The organism is Corynebacterium sp. HMSC08A12 (assembly GCF_001807485.1).
Classification (GTDB): Bacteria; Actinomycetota; Actinomycetes; order Mycobacteriales; family Mycobacteriaceae; genus Corynebacterium; species Corynebacterium evansiae.
In genome coordinates, this window is sequence record NZ_KV789190.1 from 1 (window position 1) to 19,556 (window position 19,556).

Annotated in this window: 19 protein-coding genes and 3 tRNA genes; 16 read left to right on the forward strand and 6 right to left on the reverse strand. The window is 60.5% G+C overall.

Features of this window, described 5'->3' with window-relative positions; genetic code table 11:
* Positions 1-208 precede the first annotated feature (208 nt).
* Together HMPREF3166_RS10215 and HMPREF3166_RS08775 are read right to left on the reverse strand one after the other, a co-directional pair.
* Positions 209-409 (reverse strand): hypothetical protein, encoded by a 201-nt coding sequence (locus HMPREF3166_RS10215; RefSeq protein ID WP_168160736.1) that lies wholly within the window; start codon positions 407-409, stop codon positions 209-211.
* Positions 410-619: 210 nt separating this feature from the next.
* Positions 620-692 (reverse strand) — tRNA-Asn (locus tag HMPREF3166_RS08775).
* A 235-nt stretch (positions 693-927) separates the two neighbouring features.
* On the opposite strand from HMPREF3166_RS08775, the gene HMPREF3166_RS08780 reads away from it, so the two are divergent.
* The 8 genes from HMPREF3166_RS08780 (at position 928) to HMPREF3166_RS08815 (ending at position 7,116) form a co-directional block, all read left to right on the forward strand.
* Positions 928-1,001, forward strand: a tRNA-Ile gene (locus HMPREF3166_RS08780).
* 155 nt (positions 1,002-1,156) lie between these two features.
* A complete protein-coding gene (xerC, locus tag HMPREF3166_RS08785) occupies positions 1,157-2,347 on the forward strand; it encodes a site-specific integrase (RefSeq protein ID WP_083293858.1) in 1,191 nt (396 codons plus the stop codon).
* 27 nt (positions 2,348-2,374) lie between these two features.
* A complete protein-coding gene (locus tag HMPREF3166_RS08790) occupies positions 2,375-3,100 on the forward strand; it encodes a hypothetical protein (protein ID WP_070488797.1) in 726 nt (241 codons plus the stop codon).
* A gap of 138 nt (positions 3,101-3,238) precedes the next feature.
* Positions 3,239-3,442 carry an excisionase family DNA-binding protein gene (locus HMPREF3166_RS08795; RefSeq protein WP_049050151.1) on the forward strand — a complete coding sequence of 68 codons (204 nt, stop codon included), beginning with the start codon at positions 3,239-3,241 and terminating at the stop codon, positions 3,440-3,442.
* Positions 3,443-3,444: 2 nt separating this feature from the next.
* Entirely contained in the window at positions 3,445-4,002 is a 558-nt protein-coding gene (locus HMPREF3166_RS08800) for a hypothetical protein (RefSeq protein ID WP_141741156.1), read from the forward strand.
* 177 nt (positions 4,003-4,179) lie between these two features.
* The gene (locus tag HMPREF3166_RS08805) at positions 4,180-5,871 is read left to right on the forward strand and encodes a DUF3631 domain-containing protein (RefSeq protein WP_070488803.1); all 1,692 of its coding nucleotides are present in this window, start codon (positions 4,180-4,182) and stop codon (positions 5,869-5,871) included.
* Complete coding sequence (locus tag HMPREF3166_RS08810) at positions 5,868-6,347, forward strand: hypothetical protein (protein WP_070488806.1); 480 nt, start codon at positions 5,868-5,870, stop codon at positions 6,345-6,347. The genes HMPREF3166_RS08805 and HMPREF3166_RS08810 overlap by 4 nt, the downstream gene beginning before the upstream one ends.
* Positions 6,331-7,116, forward strand: a complete 786-nt coding sequence (locus HMPREF3166_RS08815; RefSeq protein ID WP_141741157.1) for a hypothetical protein — start codon at positions 6,331-6,333, stop codon at positions 7,114-7,116. The genes HMPREF3166_RS08810 and HMPREF3166_RS08815 overlap by 17 nt, the downstream gene beginning before the upstream one ends.
* Before the next feature lie 517 nt (positions 7,117-7,633).
* Here HMPREF3166_RS08815 and HMPREF3166_RS08825 read toward each other — a convergent pair.
* Positions 7,634-8,311: a nitroreductase gene (locus HMPREF3166_RS08825; RefSeq protein WP_083293870.1), complete on the reverse strand. Its 678-nt coding sequence runs from the start codon at positions 8,309-8,311 to the stop codon at positions 7,634-7,636.
* 219 nt (positions 8,312-8,530) lie between these two features.
* On the opposite strand from HMPREF3166_RS08825, the gene HMPREF3166_RS08830 reads away from it, so the two are divergent.
* Genes HMPREF3166_RS08830 through HMPREF3166_RS08845 form a run of 4 tightly spaced genes read left to right on the forward strand, consistent with a single transcriptional unit; the run spans position 8,531 to position 11,816 of the window.
* Complete coding sequence (locus HMPREF3166_RS08830) at positions 8,531-9,259, forward strand: amino acid ABC transporter ATP-binding protein (protein WP_034966252.1); 729 nt, start codon at positions 8,531-8,533, stop codon at positions 9,257-9,259.
* Between the two features lie 19 nt (positions 9,260-9,278).
* A complete protein-coding gene (locus tag HMPREF3166_RS08835) occupies positions 9,279-10,175 on the forward strand; it encodes a glutamate ABC transporter substrate-binding protein (RefSeq protein ID WP_049049038.1) in 897 nt (298 codons plus the stop codon).
* Positions 10,176-10,191: 16 nt separating this feature from the next.
* The gene (locus tag HMPREF3166_RS08840; RefSeq protein WP_070488815.1) at positions 10,192-10,878 is read left to right on the forward strand and encodes an amino acid ABC transporter permease; all 687 of its coding nucleotides are present in this window, start codon (positions 10,192-10,194) and stop codon (positions 10,876-10,878) included.
* Positions 10,878-11,816 carry an amino acid ABC transporter permease gene (locus tag HMPREF3166_RS08845; protein ID WP_070488818.1) on the forward strand — a complete coding sequence of 313 codons (939 nt, stop codon included), beginning with the start codon at positions 10,878-10,880 and terminating at the stop codon, positions 11,814-11,816. The genes HMPREF3166_RS08840 and HMPREF3166_RS08845 overlap by 1 nt, the downstream gene beginning before the upstream one ends.
* 67 nt (positions 11,817-11,883) lie before the next feature.
* On the opposite strand, the gene HMPREF3166_RS08850 is transcribed toward HMPREF3166_RS08845, so the two are convergent.
* A complete protein-coding gene (locus HMPREF3166_RS08850; RefSeq protein ID WP_070488821.1) occupies positions 11,884-12,771 on the reverse strand; it encodes a serine hydrolase domain-containing protein in 888 nt (295 codons plus the stop codon).
* Positions 12,768-13,130 carry an acyl carrier protein gene (locus HMPREF3166_RS08855; protein ID WP_049049031.1) on the reverse strand — a complete coding sequence of 121 codons (363 nt, stop codon included), beginning with the start codon at positions 13,128-13,130 and terminating at the stop codon, positions 12,768-12,770. The genes HMPREF3166_RS08850 and HMPREF3166_RS08855 overlap by 4 nt, the downstream gene beginning before the upstream one ends.
* Before the next feature lie 142 nt (positions 13,131-13,272).
* Between HMPREF3166_RS08855 and HMPREF3166_RS08860 the strand changes: the two genes are divergently transcribed.
* Positions 13,273-14,028, forward strand: coding sequence for an alpha/beta fold hydrolase (locus tag HMPREF3166_RS08860; protein ID WP_246816981.1), 756 nt, complete (start codon positions 13,273-13,275; stop codon positions 14,026-14,028).
* 7 nt (positions 14,029-14,035) lie between these two features.
* Here the strand turns inward: HMPREF3166_RS08860 and aceE are convergent, their stop codons facing one another.
* Positions 14,036-16,792: a pyruvate dehydrogenase (acetyl-transferring), homodimeric type gene (gene aceE / locus HMPREF3166_RS08865; RefSeq protein ID WP_070488824.1), complete on the reverse strand. Its 2,757-nt coding sequence runs from the start codon at positions 16,790-16,792 to the stop codon at positions 14,036-14,038.
* A 247-nt stretch (positions 16,793-17,039) separates the two neighbouring features.
* On the opposite strand from aceE, the gene HMPREF3166_RS08870 reads away from it, so the two are divergent.
* The 3 genes from HMPREF3166_RS08870 (at position 17,040) to HMPREF3166_RS08880 (ending at position 19,034) form a co-directional block, all read left to right on the forward strand.
* A complete protein-coding gene (locus tag HMPREF3166_RS08870; protein WP_239316897.1) occupies positions 17,040-17,534 on the forward strand; it encodes a DUF3052 domain-containing protein in 495 nt (164 codons plus the stop codon).
* A 179-nt stretch (positions 17,535-17,713) separates the two neighbouring features.
* Positions 17,714-17,789: transfer RNA gene (locus tag HMPREF3166_RS08875), tRNA-Val, on the forward strand.
* A 117-nt stretch (positions 17,790-17,906) separates the two neighbouring features.
* Entirely contained in the window at positions 17,907-19,034 is a 1,128-nt protein-coding gene (locus tag HMPREF3166_RS08880; RefSeq protein WP_246816982.1) for an SURF1 family cytochrome oxidase biogenesis protein, read from the forward strand.
* The last annotated feature ends 522 nt before the right edge of the window (positions 19,035-19,556 follow it).

Genomic DNA, 19,556 nt, shown 5'->3' on the forward strand with positions numbered 1-19,556 from the left:
ATTTCTCAGTCCAACTAATGGGGAGCAGTTCAAGATGCGGTAGGGAGGGGTTTTGTTTCCGCGGGGGGTAGGTAAGTTTAGGAGTCCTCTATTCGGCGCCCGTTGGCAAAAACACTCGCCAATGCGACCAAATCAAATCCAGCAATAATGCTTGCGCTGATTACGTATCCCAAAAAGGCTAAGTAGCCACAAAGGACTAGGACTGCGATTACTGCGGTGAGGAGAACAGGGTCGTTTCGGAGCTGCTCAGAGCTGATGCCCGTACCAATACTGCGTTGAGGGAAGTCCTCGGCGCTGGAGGTGGCATCAGGCTTTGCATGCGGCGGTACGTCGCGGCGCCCTGTAGATCGAGGATGCTGCCCACTCCCGTCAGGAACGCCCGGCGTTTGCTGGGGTTCGTGGTCGTCATGGTTCATTACCTTACCCTTCTGAGCTCGCTTGGTGAATACTTGTGGTGGTTGAGAACAGGTGTGAGTGTAAGGAAATGACAAGACAAGTCAGCACATAATCGAGTATTAGTTCGATTATGTGGCGAAGTTTTGAAGGTTATAGCGTTTCCGCTCCAACGCGACAAACCCCGACCGTCTGCGTAGTGCAGCTGATCGGGGCTTGTAAGTTGCTCCCCCAACTGGGCTCGAACCAGTGACCTTTCGATTAACAGTCGAATGCTCTGCCAACTGAGCTATAGGGGATTAAGTTGTGCGAGCTTGGGAGTTAATTCCCTTGCCCTGTGCAACGAGATCATACTCTATATGCCAACGGTGCAAACAGACAAATCGGCTGCTCAGGGGCGCATTTCTGGGGGATAGATAGGGGTGCGGTAGGGATTGGATGTGTCGAAAGCGGGGTATATGAGAGCCCGTGCCGGGCGGTGTGGTTGAATCTTTTGTGAGCAAGCCGCTCAGTTGGAGTGGTTTGGCTTTGCTGGGGGCTATAGCTCAGTCGGTTAGAGCCGCGGACTCATAATCCGCTGGTCGCGGGTTCGAGCCCCGCTGGCCCCACGAACTACCCCCGGTTTACCGTTGTGTGACCGGGGGTTTTGTTGTTTTTACCTGCGGGAATGGGAATGTGTAGGATTGACAAGTAGTGACAATTAACCCCGTTGAAACCCACTCTTTTCCCACTTATTTCCCACGTATTTCCCACGGAGAACCACATGCCGAAGAAAAAGGCCCGCACACGCCGCTCATTCGGACAACTCGAACAACTCCGCTCCGGGCGATGGCGCGCCCGCTACACCGCGCCGACACTCGAACGAATCACCGCACCCCATACTTTCGCTGAAAAGATCGACGCCGAAGGTTGGTTGGCTGAACAACGTCGCCTCATAGACCTAGGCACATGGCTACCGCCGGAAGAACGGGAGAAGAAACGAAAAGCGGAAGCACTTACCGTTCGGGAACTCTGCGACCAATGGTTAGCATCCGGCTACCTTAAAGAATCCACGGTGGCATCTCACCGCCGGAAGCTGAACAACCGCGTCTTTTGCACCTCGCTCGCCAACGAACCCGTTGTGAAGGTAGACCGCGCCCGTGTTGCTGAATGGTGGGTAGAAGTACAGGAAAAGTGGCCTGATACGGGGAACACGAACGCCGCGGCATATAAGCGACTACACACCGCATTTCAGTTCGCTAAAGACACGCTGGACATTATCGACGCGAATCCGGTGCAGATTAAAGGCGCGGGGAAGGCCCCACGCCCGAAGTCTCGGGACCGGCCCCTTATCACGCTCTCCGAAGCCGGGGCACTAGTCGATGGGGTGGCCGATAATCTCCGCGCCCCGGTGATGCTGTTGTTGTGGGCGGGACTCCGGTTAGGGGAGTTGTTGGAACTCCGGCGGAAGGACCTGCGGGGCCTTAAAGGTAGTGAATTGGTGACCGTGCAGGTGCGGCGAAGTGCTCAACGTATGGAACACCCGGAAACGCATCGTCAAGTTATGGTCCCGTTCGATACTCCCAAAACGGACGCGGGGAACAGGGATGTTGTGTTGCCTCGGACTGTTTCGGAGGCGCTGCGGTTTCATTGCCGGGAGTTCGTCGCCGATGATGCGGAAGCGTTGATTGTGACGACGCGGACGGGTGCGCAAATGCTTGATACGTCGTTTCGTAGTCGTTTCGCGCGGGCGAAGGAGGCGGCGGGTAGGCCGGATATTAGTCCGCATGATTGTCGCCGGTTTTATGGAACGCAGCTTGTGACGGAGGGGCGGGTTTCGTTGGAGGAGGCGCGGCGGTTGATGGGGCATGAGACGGTGGAGCAATTGTTGGATTACCAGCGTGCCGCGGCGGGCTATGAGAAGCGGGCGGCGGTGGCGCTGGATGCTCTTGTGCCGCCTATTGATGAGAACTAGTTGAATGTTGGAAGGATTTGATGAGTGATGACCGATCGACGGATTGATTTTGACGAGTTGAAGGCGTGGGAGGAGAAGGTTCGGGACCCGGAGGTACAGCGCAGTCTTGAGGAGGCGTGGGCGGCTGAAGGGGACGATACGGTGGGGGATTTTAAGCGGGAACGTGAGAACGTGGAAGAAATCGCGGATGGGCTCGCCGGGCTATTGGGCGGGCAGCGGAAGAAGGCGAAGAAGAATGAGGATGAGGCGAGCGGGACTTCCGGCGGGCAGCGGAAGAAGTGGGAGCCCCATATAAATAAGTTGCGGTCTCTCACTGAAGGGGTGGTGGAGTATCGGTGCCGCCGTGGGTGTGTTCTCGCTGCTGCGGTGCCTTATAAGAATGGTGATGCGTTTCTAGTGTGGCGTGGCGGGAAGGGGGTGCGGTTAATCGACCCGGAGACGCTGCAACGTTGGAGGGATGGAGGCGTGCCTGACTCTGCCGATGCTGATGCAGTGGCGGAAGTGCTGGACAATGTTAAGTACTTTGAGGATCGGTGTACTGGTGTGGTTAGGTATCGAACGAATTCGGGGCGCGAAGCGGCTGCCCTGGGTTGGGAGGGGAAGGAACTCCCGGCACAAGGCGAATTACTGTCTAATTTGCCGCCGACCGGGATTATTGAAGTGACATGTAACGACGGTCCTGCGGTGTTGCGCGTGGGGGATGTGTGGGAAGACCTAAAGAGTGGGAAGCGGAATGTGATTCTGTCGAAGTGACCGAAGGGGGCAAGAATTGACAGCTTTGTAAATAGCTAGTACGTTCGAAAGCATACACGCGCGGTGTAGACTGTAAACTCCCCGTCTCGGTTGGCGTGGCCGGACACAACTTCTAATTACGTTAGGAGAGTGTTCGGTATGCCGAAAACACGGGCCGAAGACCACAACGAATTTCTGTCACTCCAAGACGCCGCCGCGCTAATCCCGTGCAGCGTGCGCACCATCCGCCGCCGAATCGCCGACGGCCAACTCCCCGCCTACCGCACCGGACGCATCATGCGCGTCAAGCGGGGCGACCTCGAAGCACTAATGCAACCCGTTAATCCGTGGGCGGTGAAATAACCGTGGCACCAACGGACAACATCCCCCAACCGGAAAACCCAACGGCACACCTACACGGCAATACCCGGCTAGACAATGAAATAGCCGTTCTCCGGCACCTCATGGCGTGGAACGCGGGAACCGTTCTACGCCTTGTTGAAGAAACCGGACTGGAATCCGCCGACTTCCACAGTGAACAGCGCCGCCACATTTTCCGCACCATTTTCGCCACGGCGCAAAAGTTCCGCGATAAGGGCGAAGAAGACGTGCAGATAGCGCCGATGGAAGTGCTGAACACGCTTAAAACCAACGGTGATTATGACCGGGCTACACAAGACGCCTTAGAAAAGGCGGTGACGGGCGACCAGTTCTCCGGTTCGATTGATAACCCGTATGTGTTCGCTGAACGTGTGAAAGCGCTCAAAGAAGATCGCATGTGGCGCGGGGTTATGCAGACCGGTGGGGCGCTCATGGCCATAGCGCAGATACGCGACCGGAAACAGTTGCCGGAAGCTATCGCCCTTATGCGGTTCCTAACCCAACTCATTGAGGGTGTGTGGGGCGGTGATGTGGTTGAGTAACCCGGTAATGAAAGAACCCGCCGTAGCGCTCACCGGAATAAGAGCAACTACGACGGGGCCAACCAACCACACGGACAACCTAAATCGCGGGCTAAACACCATCATAGCACCGTTGGCCCGTTCCATTGTTGTCCGATCCCACGAAACGTCTAGTCACGTCGAAGGGGGCGGTTGCTAATGGCGGAACCACAAACAACGGGTAGCGCCCTGCTGGATACCGTCGCCGATTGGCTAGGTTCATACATCCGCACTGCTAACACCGGCGACCTACACATCCTCACTCTATGGGCCGTGCATACGCACCTTGTTGGAGAAACCTACACGTCCCCACGCCTACTACTGGACTCACCAGCGCCCGGAGCGGGGAAGACGACCACGCTAGACCACCTGCAACGTCTCTGTTTCCACCCGGTGCAAGCTGCGTCTTTGTCGTCGCCGTCGTTGCTCACGCGCCTACTACAGAACGAACCGCGAACCATTCTCATTGATGAGGCAGACCGCACCCTTAACCCGAAGCATGACGGGGTGGGGGAACTACTCGCCGTGCTGAACTCCGGTTATCGCCGTGGCGCATCCCGCCCGGTGCTAGTCCCGGACAAAGACAATGGGTGGACGGAACAAGAAATGTCTACGTTTGGGCCGGTAGCGATGGCGGGTAACTCCCCGGAACTACCTGACGACACCCGCAGTCGTTGCATTCGTGTTCTTTTGCTCCCCGATTATGAAGGCACCGTTGAAGACAGTGATTGGCAATACATTGAAGACGATGCCGTTTTGCTGCGGGAACAGATTGAAGCGTGGGCCGATGAAGTTCGGGAGACCGTGCGAACGGACCGCCCGGAGTTCCCTAAAGGGCTGAAGGGTAGGAACCGGGAGCGGTGGGCACCCTTATATAGGGTGGCGCTTGCCGCCGGGGGAGCGTGGCCGGAGCATTGCCGGGAGCTGATCGCCGCGGAACTTGCTGATATGGAAGCTGACCGGGAAGAAGGTTTAACCCGTGTTCCCCGGCATGTGCAGTTACTCCGGGATATTGCTGCGGTGTGGCCGGAAGGTGAGGGTTTCTTTCGTACGCGGGATTTGCTTGATGCGGTGAAGCGACGGAATCCGGCGATGTGGGGGGAAATGTCTGGTTTTGGTTCTTTGACCCCGCAGGGGTTGGGGCGGGTGCTTGTGAATAAGTTCGGTATCCGTGCAGGGCGGCATTCTATTGAACGGGCGCATCGTGTGAGGGGTTATTTTCTCGATGATTTTGACCCGGCTATGTCGTCGTTCGGTATTCGGTTGTCCGGTTCGGAGGGGGGTAGGGAGAAACCGGCCAAACCGGCCGAACCGGCCGAACCGGCCAGAAACACCCCACATTTGGACGGTAGGGAGAAACCGGACGAACTGGACGAACCGGACGAACTGGACGGCAACACCCCAAACCCACCCGGTTCGGAGGGTAGGGACGGTTCACCAACACCCCTTAAACAGCCGGAATCGGAACTAGAACCGGAAACCCGCTTAGTGCTTGATGCTCTTAGTGAAGATCACGGTCTTAGCCTCAATGTGGTGAAGGGGAGTCTTACGCAGGTGTTTCTTGAAGACCTAGCGGACGGTAGCCGGTCTACTGAAGATCAAGAGGAGGCTTTGCGCGAGCGACTACAGCAATTGGAGGAGCGGGGACTTGTGGAACGGGAAGGGGAGAAGTTCTTTAAGTCGCGGACGGTAACAAGCGCTGCGGCGCACCCCAACGTGGCCGGTTCGGCCGGTTCGGACGGTTCGGACGGTTCACCTACACCCCCTAAACAACCGGCCAACAACATCCACTACGGAATCCTCGACTACGACGACCTCGAAAACTTCCCCGAACGGGAGAACACCCCATGACCCGCAAACAAGACCCAGCCCGAAACACCCCGGCCCGCATCGAAGCACGGGAGAAAGCAACCCACGCGGTGACACTCCGAACCCACGGACTCACATGGGCCGAAGTAGCCCGCCGCGCCGGATTCCCCACCCCGGACGCCGCCCGCGTAGCCGTAAACCGCACCCTAGACCGCGTTGAATCCGACGCAGTAGAACACTTCCGGGCCGAAGAAGATGCGCACCTGCTCATGCTCCGCCGGGCGGCACTCCCCGCAGCTCTCGACGGAGACCCGCAGTCACTCGCCGTTCTGCTGCGCATCTCGGAATCCCGGCGGAAACTACACGGGGCCGACATACCCGCTAACTACAGCGTGGGCATAAGCCAAGAAGAAAACGCACTCGCTGAACAGTTGGCGAACGCACTCAACGAGAAATACGCCCGCGAACAGAAAACCGCGGAACACTGGAAGGAACAGAAAGATGACTACAACAACTGAACTAGAAACCCTTGTGCGGGAAGCCGCCTACTACGGCATCACACTCCGCGCATCCGCCGACCCTAACGACGGAACCCCCGAATACATTGTGAACGGCCCTATCCACGCCCCGGCGCTGTTTCCATCCGCCGATGACGCCGCTACGGAACTCACCAACCGCATCACATCTATCAATGATGCCGCGGATGCGGCTATGCTCCGGGCTGAACAATGGGCCGACGTGCGCGCTACCGCCGCCGATGATGTGGAAGCGTGGCGAACCCTCGCCACAAGCATTAATGAGGCATTACCAGCGGGATGTGACGTCCCAACACCGGACGGTATGGACGTGTATGGGGTATCTGGTTGGGGCACCATCACTTCCGCCGTGGCCCGTGCTCTCGCTGAATGGACCGCCGCTAACCGGGACCGGGCGGCACGAACAAACCTCGAAGATGCCCTTAAAGCTGAAGGTTCGGAGCTTATCGACGCCGCGGACCAGGTATCGCACCGGCTGGACTATTGGGAAGCCGTAGTGGAGCTATGGCGGCCCGTGCAGATCGTTCGGGAGCTGGGGGACCGTCTCACTCTCCGCCGGGGGCGGGTGCTTGTTGCTACGGATACGCGCCGGAATATTGCGTGGCGTCATTTCGGGGTGGTTACTCCGGTGGGTAAAGATGCGGTGGATGCTGCGGTGGAACAGATTGATCGGGCGCGTGATGTTGTCGCCGATGTTGCGGAACGGCATCGTAGTGAGGCGGATCGGTTGGCGGGGAAGATGCGGTTGTAGGTGCTGGTTCGTCATGGGGCTGTTCGATTCGTGGTTGTGTGTTCGTGGGCCGTAGAATGGGTGGTGGTTGTTGGGTTGTGGCGGGGTTTCTAGGGGGCTATTTCCCACGTATTTCCCACGGGGGCGGGTTTCGTTGGGTGTGAATGTGGTCTGACCTGCGGTTTTGTGGTGTTGTGTTCGAGCCCCGCTGGCCCCACAGAAACACGGGAAAGGGCATGCCGGAAGGGGTGCCCTGTTCGTCTGGCAGGAATGCTTGCTGCCTGGCTCTTTTCAGGTGCTGTCTAATGACGCCATCACTCCAACAAATGCTGCCCTCAGAGCAGCTGGGAAGGTTCGGCGCGCCACGGTTCACAATCACGAGGGCGGCCACTTCGACCCGTACGTAGAGCCACTTTTCGCGGAGACTATTCAGGAACAGCTGGAGTTTCTGCGACAGGAAGTCCCAGTGGTTTAAGGGAGCCTCAACCGAGTTTCGGCTCTGATCAAATACTGGAGCTTAGCCTCAGATCTGTCGGCCCTACAGGCTCAACCCCTCAATCCCGTGCACCGTTACCGTCTCGGATAGCGCAACGCGGCCCGGGGCGGTCTTGTACACCGGGCTGGATTCATCGGCACGGCCGAACGTCAGTGCAGTCACCAGCTTGTACTCCTCATCCACGCCCAGGAACTCGCGCACCGTCGGCGCCAGCAGGGAGATCATGCCCTGGGGCACCCCGTGGTAGCCGTGTGCAGTAAGGGAGAGCAGGAAGTTCTCCGCGTACGTCCCCTGGTCGAACGCCGCCCGAATACGGTCGCCCATCGGTGGGATGAACATCAGCGCAGAGTACGGGGCGCCGAAGAAACGCAGGTTCTCGCGAACGAACTCCGTACGCGCCTCCTTATCCTCACGGGCAATGCCCAGCAGCCCGTACATCTTCGCCGCCAGGTCCTTAGAACGCTGCGGGTGTACGCCCTCGCCGTAATCCACAGTGAAGTCGGGGTTCAGTCCGTTGGTATCGAACTCCTCGATCAGTGCGGCACTCAAGTCCTTCAACTTTTGGCCACCGATCACGTGGACGTTCCACGGCTGGGTGTTGGAGTTCGAGGGTGCGGACTGGGCGTCCAGCAGAATCTCCTTGATGTCCTCTGCCGGGATCTCATCCGGCAGGAACGCGCGAGGGGAGTGGCGGTTGCGTATAAATTCAGAAAAATTCATGCTCGCCACCGTACGCTCTTTGCTGCGTACAACGCCGATCACCGATGCCTGATCCAAGCAATCATGTGGATGGCCGACCATCACCTTTAGCGAGCTCACCCTTAGGGCGTCATAAAACCAACAAAGAGAATCCTAGTGAGTCACCTAGCTTTCATTTCATAAAAGTGACCTCCGTTACTTATTATTTGGAACATGTCTGAACCCACTGTTTCCAAACCAATGATTGAACTCAAGGGAGTGAACAAACACTTCGGCGAGTACCATGCACTTCGGGACATCAACCTCGAAGTACCGGCAGGCCAGGTTGTCGTGATCCTCGGACCCTCCGGATCCGGCAAATCCACGCTGTGCCGCACCATCAACCGCCTCGAAACCATCGACGATGGCGAAATCCGCATCGACGGTGAACTGCTGCCGGAAGAAGGCAAAGACCTCGCCAAGCTCCGCGCAGAGGTGGGCATGGTGTTCCAGCAGTTCAACCTGTTCAGCCACATGACCATCCGAGATAACGTCACGCTGGCGCCCACCAAGGTCCGCAAGGTCAGCAAGGAAGAGGCACGCAAGACCGCCGAGAAACTGCTGGACCGCGTGGGCATCGCCGCCCAGGCCGACAAGTACCCGGCTCAGCTATCCGGCGGCCAGCAGCAGCGCGTAGCCATCGCCCGCGCGCTGGCCATGGACCCAAAGGTAATGCTCTTCGACGAGCCGACCTCCGCCCTCGACCCAGAGATGATCAACGAGGTCCTGGACGTCATGACCGACCTCGCCAAGGGCGGCATGACCATGGTGGTTGTCACCCACGAGATGAGCTTTGCTCGCCGCGTCGCGGATCGAATCCTGTTCATGGCCGATGGCGCCATTGTTGAGGACGCCGACCCGGAGACCTTCTTCACGAACCCGCAATCCGATCGCGCCAAGGACTTCCTGGCGAAGATCGTGAACCACTAGTTCGGGAAGCGAGTTACACATGTCTACTTTCAAAAGCGCACTCAAGCGCCTCACCGCTGCAGTGGTCGCCACCGCAAGCGTGGTGGCGCTGACCGCGTGCGGCTCTGGCGGTGCCCGCGACCTGCTGGCGGATATCGAATCCGGCCACGTCGTAATGGGCACCAAGTACGACCAACCGAACCTGGGGGAGCGCACCCCAGACAAGCAGTTCGCCGGCCTGGATACCGACGTATCCCGCTACGTGGTGGAATACATCGCAAAGAAGCACGGCTGGGCCACGCCAGAAATCGAATGGCGTGAAACCCCTTCCGCGCAGCGCGAGACCCTCATCAACAACGGTGAGGTCAACATGATCACCGCCACATACTCCATCAATAAGGGCCGCCTGAAGGCCGTGGACTTCGCAGGCCCGTACGTGGTCACCCACCAGGCGCTGCTGGTCCGCGAGGATTCCGGCATTAAGGGCCTGAAAGACATCGCGCCGGGCACCCGCCTGTGCTCCGTATCCGGCTCCACCCCGGCACAGAAGGTGAAGGACGCGCTGCCAGAAGTGCAGTTGCAGGAGTTCGACACCTACGCCGCATGCGCGGAAGGCCTGAAGCAGGGCGTGGTGGACGCAACCACCACGGACGCGACCATTCTGGCCGGCTTCGCACAGCGCTACAAGGAGCGATTCGACGAAGACTACAGCGTCATCCAACTAAAGAACGATGACGGCAGCTTCTGGACCAACGAAAACTACGGCATTGGCCTGCCCAAGGGCGACGACAAAGCCAAGGCCGAGGTCAACGAAGCGCTGAACGAAATGCACGATTCCGGCGAGTTCCAAAAGATCGTCGCCAAAAACCTGGGCGACAACGTGGATATCGGCGAGAAGCCAAAGATCGGCGACCTGTCGTTCGTCGACGAGAAGTAGGAAGGAGGAACGCACTATGAACCCCGAACTATGGTCCGAGATGAAGCCCGAACTGCTTCCAGCATTTTGGGTGACCGTCAAGTTGACGTTCTTCTCCGCGGTCGGGTCGCTGATATTCGGCATTATCCTGACCGCCATGCGCGTGAGCCCCGTGGGCATCCTGCGTAACCTGTCCGCGTGGTACATCAGCATTGTTCGTAATACCCCGCTGACATTGATCATTTTGCTGGCCTCCATGGGCCTGTACTACAACCTGGGCCTGCTGCTAGCGGTGGAGAACGATTCCTTCATCGAAAAGCAGAACTTCCGCCTAGCAGTCCTCGCCTTCGTGGCCTACACCTCCTGCTTCGTGGCGGAATCCCTGCGCTCCGGTATCAACACCGTGCCCTTCGGCCAGGCCGAGGCCGCCCGCTCCCTGGGGCTTAGCTTTGGCCAGAACTTCCGGCACGTGATCTTCCCGCAGGCCCTGCGCGGAGCGATCGTGCCGCTGGGCAACACCCTGATCGCGCTGACGAAGAACACCACCATCGCTTCGGTGATCGGTGTAGCTGAAGCGTCCCTGTTGATGAAGACCCTGACGGAGGACTACGCCAGCGACATTCTGGTGATCTTCGGTGTAATCGCAATCGGATTTATCATCTTGACTCTGCCTACCGGGTTGTTCTTCGGCTGGGCAGGTAAGCGATGGGCGGTGAAGCGCTAATGACTACACGTGCAACGGTTCTTTATGACGCCCCAGGCCCGAAGGGGCGCAGGCTCAACTCGATCCTCACAGCGATCACCGTCGTAGTGGTCGCCGTGATCCTGGTCCTGGTGGCATTAAAGCTGAATGACAAGGGTCAGTTTGAGTCCGAGAAGTGGTCCTTCTTCCTGGAGGGCAGCACCTGGACGACCTACATCATCCCAGGCCTGATCTCCACGATCGGCGCGGCTGTAGTCTCCATCGTCTTGGCGATGGCCATCGGTGCGCTGCTGGGCGTGGGCCGACTGTCCACCTCCGCACCCGTGCGTTGGATCTGCGGCATCATCGTGGAGTTCTTCCGCTCCATCCCAGTGCTGGTTCTGATGCTGTTCGCCTACGCGGTGTTCTCCCTTTTGCAGCTGGTGCCTTCCAGCTGGCTGGGCTTTTCCGCAGTGGTCTTCGGCCTGACGATGTACAACGGCTCCGTGATCGCTGAGACCCTGCGCTCCGGCATCCAGTCGCTGCCGCGCGGCCAGCGTGAAGCAGCGATTGCGCTGGGTCTGAGCCACCGCCAGTCCATCAACCTCATCCTGCTGCCGCAGGCTGTGGCCGCCATGCTGCCGGCCATCATCTCCCAGATGGTCATTGCCCTGAAGGATTCCGCTCTGGGTTACATGATCGGCTTTGTGGAAGTGGTTCGTTCTGGCCGCCAGCTGGGCGAGTACTACGGCGCGATGATCCCGGCCCTGCTGCTGATCGCACTGATCATGATCGTTATCAACATGGCTTTGGCGAAGGTGGCTGAGCGCATCGAGATCCAGCTGCGTTCCGGCCGTGCACGCCGCAACATCGTGGCCAAGGTTCCGCAGCAGAAGGAACAGGGTATCGATACCAAGGACAACGCCTACGTTGACTGGCGCGCAGAGGGCCACGAGGATCTGCGCACTACCTTCGAGTAGCGCGCTGCGGCTAGCCAGCTCAGCGCTGCCAGGCTAGCCCAGCGCTGCCAGGGCGGCGGGGCTTGAGCTAGCCCAGCGCCTCCCAGAGGCGCTGGTTGAAGCCATCCCAGCGCTGCTTGGCCCAGTCGCCGAAGTTCTCATTCGTGAGGACGACGGCGGCTTTTTTCTTGCTTCCACTCCGGTCAATCCACAGGAAAGTCCCCGACTGACCAAAGTGTCCCGCCACCGTTGCGGGCATATCCTCGCCCAACCAGTGCGGCGACTTCTCGCCGTGCAGCTCAAAGCCCAAACCCCACGGGCAAGGTTTCTGCATCCCGTAGCCCGGTACCACCCCGGAAAGCTCCGGCCACTGGGGCTCCAGCGCTTCGTTGAGGGTGGAAGGAGCCAGGAGTGAGGGCGTCAAGAATTCAGAACACAACACCGCGAGGGCATCGACCGAGGCAGAAAAACCATGCCCCGCGCTGCCCTCGACCTTCACCTCGATGCCCAGTGGCGCGCACACGCCCTCGGCGACGTAGTCCGCGAAGGGCATGTCGGCCTCCGCGGCGATGAAATCCGCTAGCACCTCGTAGCCCGCCGAGGAATAAATCCGCCGGGCACCGCGCGGCTTCTCCGGGGAGCGACCGCGGAAACCAATTCCGCTGGTGTGGGCCAGCAGCTCGCGGACGGTCGGCAGGTCGTCGAACTCGGGCAGCAACTCGGTGGGGACCTGCTGGTCGAGCTCGAAGGCACCCTCCTCGACGGCCAGCAGCGTGGCATAGGCGGTGATCAGCTTGCTCACGCTGGCCAGGGGGAACTGCGCGGACGTGTCGCCGAAGGTTGCGGTGCAGGTGCTCGCCCCGCCGTTGCTGCCGCTGCCGTCGTCGCTGCCGTCATCCCACAGCGCCGCCGCGGCCACGTTATCGACGGGCCAGTCCTGCAGCTCGGCGAGTACGTCCTCTACCGCGCTGCTCACTTGTCCACCAGGCCAACCAGCTCGTCGATGGTCTTCACCCGGTTGATGTCCTCGTCCGGAACTTCCACGCCGAACTCCTCCTCCAGGCGCACGGCAATGTCCATCAGGGACAGCGAGTCGATGTTCAGGTCATCGCCCAGGCGCTTGGAGCCCTCTAGCTCCTCGCGCTCGATGCCCGTCGCATCCTCCACGACGTCCAGTACGATGCTGCGCTTGTCCTTCTCGCCGGAGCCAGCTGAGCTAGCGCCGTTCTTGTCCGCGCCCGCCGTGCCCTCGGCGCCAGTGCCAACACCCTCAGCGCCGTCCTTCTTCAGCTTCTTCGACAGTGCCGCAGCCAGCTGGTTGTTTTGTTCAGCCATGATCGTTCCTTCTCCTGCCACTCCATATTCGCCCGCACGTGGGGGCGCTAAGCTAAAAGCCTTGTGGCTAAAGCTCCAGCGCACTCCCGCATCGTGCGGCCGTTTGTACACTCATCCTAACAATCTTGCGAAGGTCATTCCTATGCGTCCCGTCACCGCCGTCCGCAACCTCGCCAGCATCGTGTTGCGCGACCCTCCCGCCGTGCCGGGCTTGCCGCGCGCACGCTGGATCCATCGCTTGACCATGGACGACGGCGCTAAGGTCGCCGTCCATGAGGTGCGTTCTTACTCTTTTTCTTTTGAGGACGCCCCCTCGTCCGCCCCTACAACCCTCATTCTCGTGCACGGCTTCAACCTGACGGCGGCTTCCTGGTTCTTCCAATTGGCCGCACTGCGCGAGCAGCCGAACTTACGCATCCTGCTGCCGGATCTGCGCGGTCACGGAGCCAGCGAGGATGCCCCAGGGCTGGACATTGAACGCACCGCCATCGACCTGGCCGCGACCATCCGCGAGCTCGCGCCGACGGGCAGGCTGATCCTGGCGGGTCATTCGATGGGCGCTATGACCGTACTTGGCGGCCTGCGCCACCTGGACAAGGCCGACCTGCAGCGGGTGGGTGGCATCGCGCTGATCAACGGCGCGATCGATACCTTCGCCTCTGCGGGTGTGTCCCAGATTCTGCATTCCCGGCTGGTGCGGGCGACCCGCTGGCTGGGATCCAAGAGCCCCAGTCACCTGGAATGGGCGAAGTCGCTGGTGGAGTGGGCCATCAAGCCCGTCATCGCGGCCTTCATCTACCACGGCTCGCTGGACGAAGGGGAATCCGATAACTTCGACGTCCTGACTTTCCACGCCAACGAGATCGCCGGGACTTCCATGCGCACGCTACTGGGCTAGTTAGCGGCTAGGCAGTCGCCGTCGGGTCGTCGATCTGGAAACGCTTGGCCGCCTCCGCCGCCACGGAGCGCTCGATCTTGCCCTCGCGCGCCAGTCCCAGCAGCACGCCCACCACGATGGACTCCGCATCCACGTTGAAGTACCGGCGCGCCGCCTCGCGAGTATCCGCAAAACCAAAGCCATCGGCACCCAGCACCACATACTCGCCCGGCACCCACTTGCGCACCTGCTCGGCCACGGTGGTGGCGTAGTCGCTCACCGCCACGAACGGGCCCTCCGCTGCCTCCAGCTGCTGAGTGATAAACGCCGTGCGGGGCTCCGCAGCTGGGTCGCGCAGCTGCTCCAGCTCCACGGCCTGGCCATCGCGGGCCAGCTCGTTCCAGCTGGTCACAGAGAACACGTTCGCGTCTACGTCGAACTCCTTCAGCAGCTCCTTCGCCTTCAACGCTGCCGTCATGGCCACGCCAGAGGCCAGAATATTGGCCTGCAACTCCGCTGAGTCCGAGGCGGCGTCATAAAGGTAAATACCCTTGTGCAGCCCCTCCACATCGAGGTTCTTCGGCTCCGCCGGCTGGTGGATCGGCTCGTTGTATGCGGTGAGGTAGTAGATCACGTCCTCGCCGCGGCCATCGTTGCTGTTCTCGCCGTACATGCGCTCGATGCCACGGTGCACGATGTGGGCGATCTCGTAGCCGAACGCCGGGTCGTAGGTCACCACGGCAGGGTTTGTGGACGCCAGCACGGGGGAGTTGCCGTCCATGTGCTGCAAGCCCTCGCCTGTCAGCGTGGTACGGCCCGCGGTGGCCCCGATCAGGAATCCGCGAGACATCTGGTCTGCCGCCGCCCAGATCTCGTCGCCCACGCGCTGGAAGCCGAACATCGAGTAGAAGATGTACAGCGGGATCATGACCTCGCCGTGGGTGGCGTAGCTGGTGCCGGCGGCGATGAAGGACGCCATAGAGCCGGCCTCCGAAATGCCCTCGTGCAAAATGTGGCCGTCGGTGGCCTCTCGGTAGGACAGCATCAGGTCGTGGTCCACCGGCGTGTAATTCTGGCCGTGCGGGTTGTAAATCTTCAGCGTCGGGAACCAGGAATCCATGCCGAAAGTACGTGCCTCATCCGGCACGATCGGCACGATGCGCTTCTTCAGCTCGTCGTCGCGCATGAGGTCCTTGAATACGCGGACCAGCGCCATCGTGGTGGCGACCTCCTGCTTGCCGGAGCCCTTGCGGGCCAGCTTCGCGATGGAAAGATCGGGCATCTTCAGCGGCGTGAACTTCTCGCGACGCTCCGGCAGGAAGCCGCCGAGCTCCTTGCGGCGGTTCAGCATGTACTGGATTTCTTCCGCATCCTCGCCGGGGTGGAAGTATGGCGGCAGGTACGGGTCCTTCTCCAGCTCCTCGTCGGAGAATGGGATGTCCTGCTTATCGCGCAGGATCTTCAGATCCTCTAGGGCGAGCTTCTTCATCTGGTGGGTCGCGTTGCGGCCCTCGAAGTTGTGGCCCAAGCCGTAGCCCTTAATAGTGTGGGCCAGGATGACAGTCGGCTGATCCTTGGTCTCCAGGGCACGCTTGTAGGCGGCGTAGATCTTGCGGTAGTCGTGACCGCCGCGGCGCAGGTGCCAGATCTCCTCATCCGTCATGTCTTCCACCAGCTTGGCGGTGCGTGGGTCCTTGTTGAAGAAGTATTCGCGGACGTAGGCACCGTCGTTGGCCTTGAACGTCTGGAAGTCACCATCCGGGGTGGTGTTCATCGCGTGGACCAGGGCGCCCTCTTCGTCGCGGGCGAATAGCTCGTCCCACTCGCGACCCCAGACGACCTTGATTACGTTCCAGCCGGCGCCGCGGAAGAAGCTCTCCAGCTCCTGGATGATCTTCGTGTTACCGCGCACGGGGCCGTCCAGGCGCTGCAGGTTGCAGTTGATGACGAAGGTCAGGTTATCCAGGTTGTTGATCGCGGCAGTTTGGATCAGGCCGCGGGATTCCGGCTCGTCCATCTCGCCGTCGCCGAGGAACGCCCAGACGTGCTGCTGGGAAGTGTCCTTGATGCCACGGTCGTGCAAGTAGCGGTTGAAGCGTGCCTGGTAGATGGCATCCATGGGGCCCAGACCCATGGAGACAGTCGGGAACTCCCAAAATTCCGGCATGCCGTGCGGGTGCGGGTAGGAAGGCAGACCGTGGTCCGGCTTGGAGGCCTCCTGGCGGAAGGCATCCAGGTCTTCTTCGGAAAGGCGGCCTTCCAGGAAAGCGCGGGCGTACATGCCGGGGGAGGCGTGGCCCTGGAAGAAGATCTGGTCGCCGCCGCCTGGGTGATCCTTGCCGCGGAAGAAGTGGTTCAGGCCGACCTCGTAGAGCGGGGCCGCGGAGGCGTAGGTGGAGATGTGGCCACCCACCCCGATACCTGGGCGCTGGGCGCGGTGGACCATGATGGCCGCGTTCCAGCGGATCCAGCGGCGGTAGCGCTTCTCGATCTCCTCGTCACCCGGGAAGTCGGGTTCCTGGGTGGTGGGGATGGTGTTCACGTAATCAGTGGACAGCAGGGGCGGCAGAGGGACGCGCTTGGCGGTGGCGCGCTCCAGCAGGCGCAGCATCAGGTAGCGGCCGCGATCCGGGCCCGCGGATTCCAGCAGCCCGTCGAGGGAATCCATCCACTCCTGGGTTTCCTCCGGGTCGGAATCGGCCAGGTAGGAGGCCACTCCGTCTCGGATCAAAGCAAAGTTGCTGGCATCGTATGCGCTGTTGTTCTCTTCTGCCGAAGTGGACATTGGTTCGTCCTCCTAAGATCCGCGGGTTGTGGGGCGCCTGTGGTCTAGGCCCCTTGTGGTTTCCACAGTACGTCAAAGTCGCGTTATAAAACCTCCGTTGGAAGCCTGACTATGTTAGGTTCAAAAATGAAGATTTTTAACCACACCAGCTGCGATAACCGCAGGGGCGTGTAGCGGTTGTGATACGGCCACTACGTGCTGGCGGTTAGGCGACGGGCTGGTTTTCTTAGAAAGGTACGAAATAACAGTGGCAATGGCCCCCGGTACGGCTTCGGGCTCTGCAGGCTCCGCTGGCGGTGCACAAGGCAATGGCGCGAAGGGCGCACAGCGCGCGCAGTCTCAGAATGGACACGATTGGGCGGACCTGCTCAATGTCGAATCCGACAGCCTGATCCAGGAGATCGGTTGGGACGAAGACTGCGACGACAGCATCAGCGAAGCCCTGGAAGACGCTATCGGCGATGCCCTGTTGGATATCGACACTGACGAAGTGGTTGACGTCGTACTTCTGTGGTGGCGCGACGAGGACGGCGACTTGGTCGACGGCCTCGTCGATGCGACCCGCAGCCTGGGGGAGGACGGCCGCATCTGGCTGCTGACCCCCGCGAAGCTGGACGCCGGCCGTGTGGAGCCGGGCGTGATCGCCGAGTCCGCCCAGTTGGCAGGCCTGGTGCAGACCAAGTCGGAGCGCCTGGGCGACTGGCAGGGCGCCTGCCTGGTTTCCTCCGGCACCAAGCGCTAGTTTCACCCACGGCACTGTCTCCGCCGCCGCTTGCCGCGCGGCGCTGCTGGCGCCGCGTTGCCGCTTGCCGCACTCCTAGCACTGCTCGCGCCTGGCTGCTTGCCGCGCGCCCCGCGCCACCTGCGGTTTCGTTGTTTTGCGGGTGGACGTGCTAGAGTCATTAACGCTTCAAACAGCACGCGCCTTTAGCTCAGCTGGAAGAGCAGCTGGTTTACACCCAGCAGGTCGGCGGTTCGAACCCGTCAGGGCGCACCAAAATTTTTTTACAGCTCCGTGGCCACCTCGGCCGCGGGGCTGTTTTCGTTTTCCGCTCCGCCCGCCCCTGCTCCGCCTATTTGGCCGCCCCCGCTGGTCGTGGCAATAATGGAGCACATGGAATCCTCGAAGCGCAGCGGCTGGCGAAACTTCCTCACACCCGGATGGGTCATCACCGCCATCCTGGTCCTCGCCTTCACCTACGCCGCATTCAGCTTCCTAGCCCCCTGGCAGCTGGGGAAGAACAAGGACAAAAACGCCTTCAACCAGCGCCTCGAACAATCCCTGCAAACCGACCCCGCCCCGATCGCCGATGTGATCCCGGGCGACGGGGAATCAGTGGGCGTCGAAAAAGAATGGACCAGAGTCGCACTTCAGGGCCAATTCCTGCCGGACAAGGAGGTGCTGCTGCGCAACCGCCCGGTGGAATCGGCTCACTCTTATCAAGCATTGACGCCCTTTCGGCTCGACGGCGGGCAGACCGTGTTGGTGCATCGCGGGTGGGTTGCCGTGGAGGGGGACGGGGCTGCGCCTCGGCTGAAATCTGCGCCGGATGGTGAGGTGAAGGTGACCGGGTTCATCCGCATGAGCGAGGGTGTGCCGGATGCGGAGCCGACGGAATCTCAGGGATTTACGCAGGTCACGGGCATGTCGACGAAGCAGATTTCCGAGGCGACGGACGAGGATCTGGCGGCGGATTATGTGCAGCTAGATTCGGAGAGCGTCGACCGCCTGAACGGCATGGCTGGTGGGGATGCTGGCGGTGATGCCGGCAGTGGTGAGAATGGCGATGCGCCGGACCTGCAGGCGCTGCCTTTGCCGCACTTGGATGGCGGCACGAACTTGTCCTATGGAATTCAGTGGATTGCGTTCGGCATTCTGGCGCCGGTGGGCTTGGGTTGGTTTGTGTATGCGGAGATGCGCGAGCGCCGGCGTGAGCGCGAGGAAAGCGCCGAGGTCGCTCGCCTAAACGCCCAGATCACCGACGGTGCCGGTGATGGTGCTGGCGGTGTTGGTGCTGGTGATGGTGGTGACGGTTCAGCTGCTGGCGCGCGTTCCGGTGTCGCTGAAGCTGCAGGCGACGTTGCTGCTAAACCCAAGCCGGCCGACTCCAAAAAGTCAGAGCCCAGTGGCGCCGAGAAGCCGAAGTCTCGGAAGCGTTCCGACCTCACCGACCGCTATGGAGGCACCCGCTCCCGCTTCGAGGAACGCCGCGCGGAAAAGCGCGGCAGGGAGCGCTTCTAGTCCCCTCAAACTGCCGCCCCGGCCGGAGGAATGTTGGGCCGGCTCGCGGAATGTTTGTCTCCCGGACTGAGGAATGTCGTTAGATCGGGAATGTGCGAGGGCTGCCGTCCGCGAATGTCGTTAGATCGGGAATGCGTCAACGCCGACGGAGAACCAAGATTTTTCAAAACTCTCTGACCTGCGGGTTTGTGTAGATGAAAATAGTTGGCATCAACGTTTTCTCGTTCTAGCGACATTTGCCCATCTAACGTGGCTGAATATGCCCGCCCCGGCGACATTTGGCTGTCTGAAGCAGCTCTGAGGGCTCGGTCCGTTGGCATTTGACTATGTGGAGCGGTTGAGAATGCCCGACCCCGGCGGCAATCGGTGGGGCGGGAAGGGCTAAATGTCGGAAAAGTTGCAAAACGGAAAATCAGCAATCGGTCGGCGCGCAAACAAAATGCTCTGACCTGCAGGTATGCGTTAGTGAAAATTGACTGCAATAACGTTTTGCAACTTTTCCGACATTTAGGTGCCAGCGGT

Coding starts and splice junctions, on each gene's coding strand:
- HMPREF3166_RS08835 (WP_049049038.1), top strand. CDS start 9,279: ATGTCTACTTTCAAAAGCGCACTCAAGCGCCTCACCGCTGCAGTGGTC.
- HMPREF3166_RS08860 (WP_246816981.1), top strand. CDS start 13,273: ATGCGTCCCGTCACCGCCGTCCGCAACCTCGCCAGCATCGTGTTGCGC.
- HMPREF3166_RS08845 (WP_070488818.1), top strand. CDS start 10,878: ATGACTACACGTGCAACGGTTCTTTATGACGCCCCAGGCCCGAAGGGG.
- HMPREF3166_RS08795 (WP_049050151.1), top strand. CDS start 3,239: ATGCCGAAAACACGGGCCGAAGACCACAACGAATTTCTGTCACTCCAA.
- HMPREF3166_RS08830 (WP_034966252.1), top strand. CDS start 8,531: ATGATTGAACTCAAGGGAGTGAACAAACACTTCGGCGAGTACCATGCA.
- HMPREF3166_RS08815 (WP_141741157.1), top strand. CDS start 6,331: ATGACTACAACAACTGAACTAGAAACCCTTGTGCGGGAAGCCGCCTAC.
- HMPREF3166_RS08825 (WP_083293870.1), bottom strand. CDS start 8,311: ATGAATTTTTCTGAATTTATACGCAACCGCCACTCCCCTCGCGCGTTC.
- HMPREF3166_RS08840 (WP_070488815.1), top strand. CDS start 10,192: ATGAACCCCGAACTATGGTCCGAGATGAAGCCCGAACTGCTTCCAGCA.
- HMPREF3166_RS08855 (WP_049049031.1), bottom strand. CDS start 13,130: ATGGCTGAACAAAACAACCAGCTGGCTGCGGCACTGTCGAAGAAGCTG.
- xerC (WP_083293858.1), top strand. CDS start 1,157: ATGCCGAAGAAAAAGGCCCGCACACGCCGCTCATTCGGACAACTCGAA.
- aceE (WP_070488824.1), bottom strand. CDS start 16,792: ATGTCCACTTCGGCAGAAGAGAACAACAGCGCATACGATGCCAGCAAC.
- HMPREF3166_RS08810 (WP_070488806.1), top strand. CDS start 5,868: ATGACCCGCAAACAAGACCCAGCCCGAAACACCCCGGCCCGCATCGAA.
- HMPREF3166_RS10215 (WP_168160736.1), bottom strand. CDS start 409: ATGACGACCACGAACCCCAGCAAACGCCGGGCGTTCCTGACGGGAGTG.
- HMPREF3166_RS08805 (WP_070488803.1), top strand. CDS start 4,180: ATGGCGGAACCACAAACAACGGGTAGCGCCCTGCTGGATACCGTCGCC.
- HMPREF3166_RS08790 (WP_070488797.1), top strand. CDS start 2,375: ATGACCGATCGACGGATTGATTTTGACGAGTTGAAGGCGTGGGAGGAG.
- HMPREF3166_RS08880 (WP_246816982.1), top strand. CDS start 17,907: ATGGAATCCTCGAAGCGCAGCGGCTGGCGAAACTTCCTCACACCCGGA.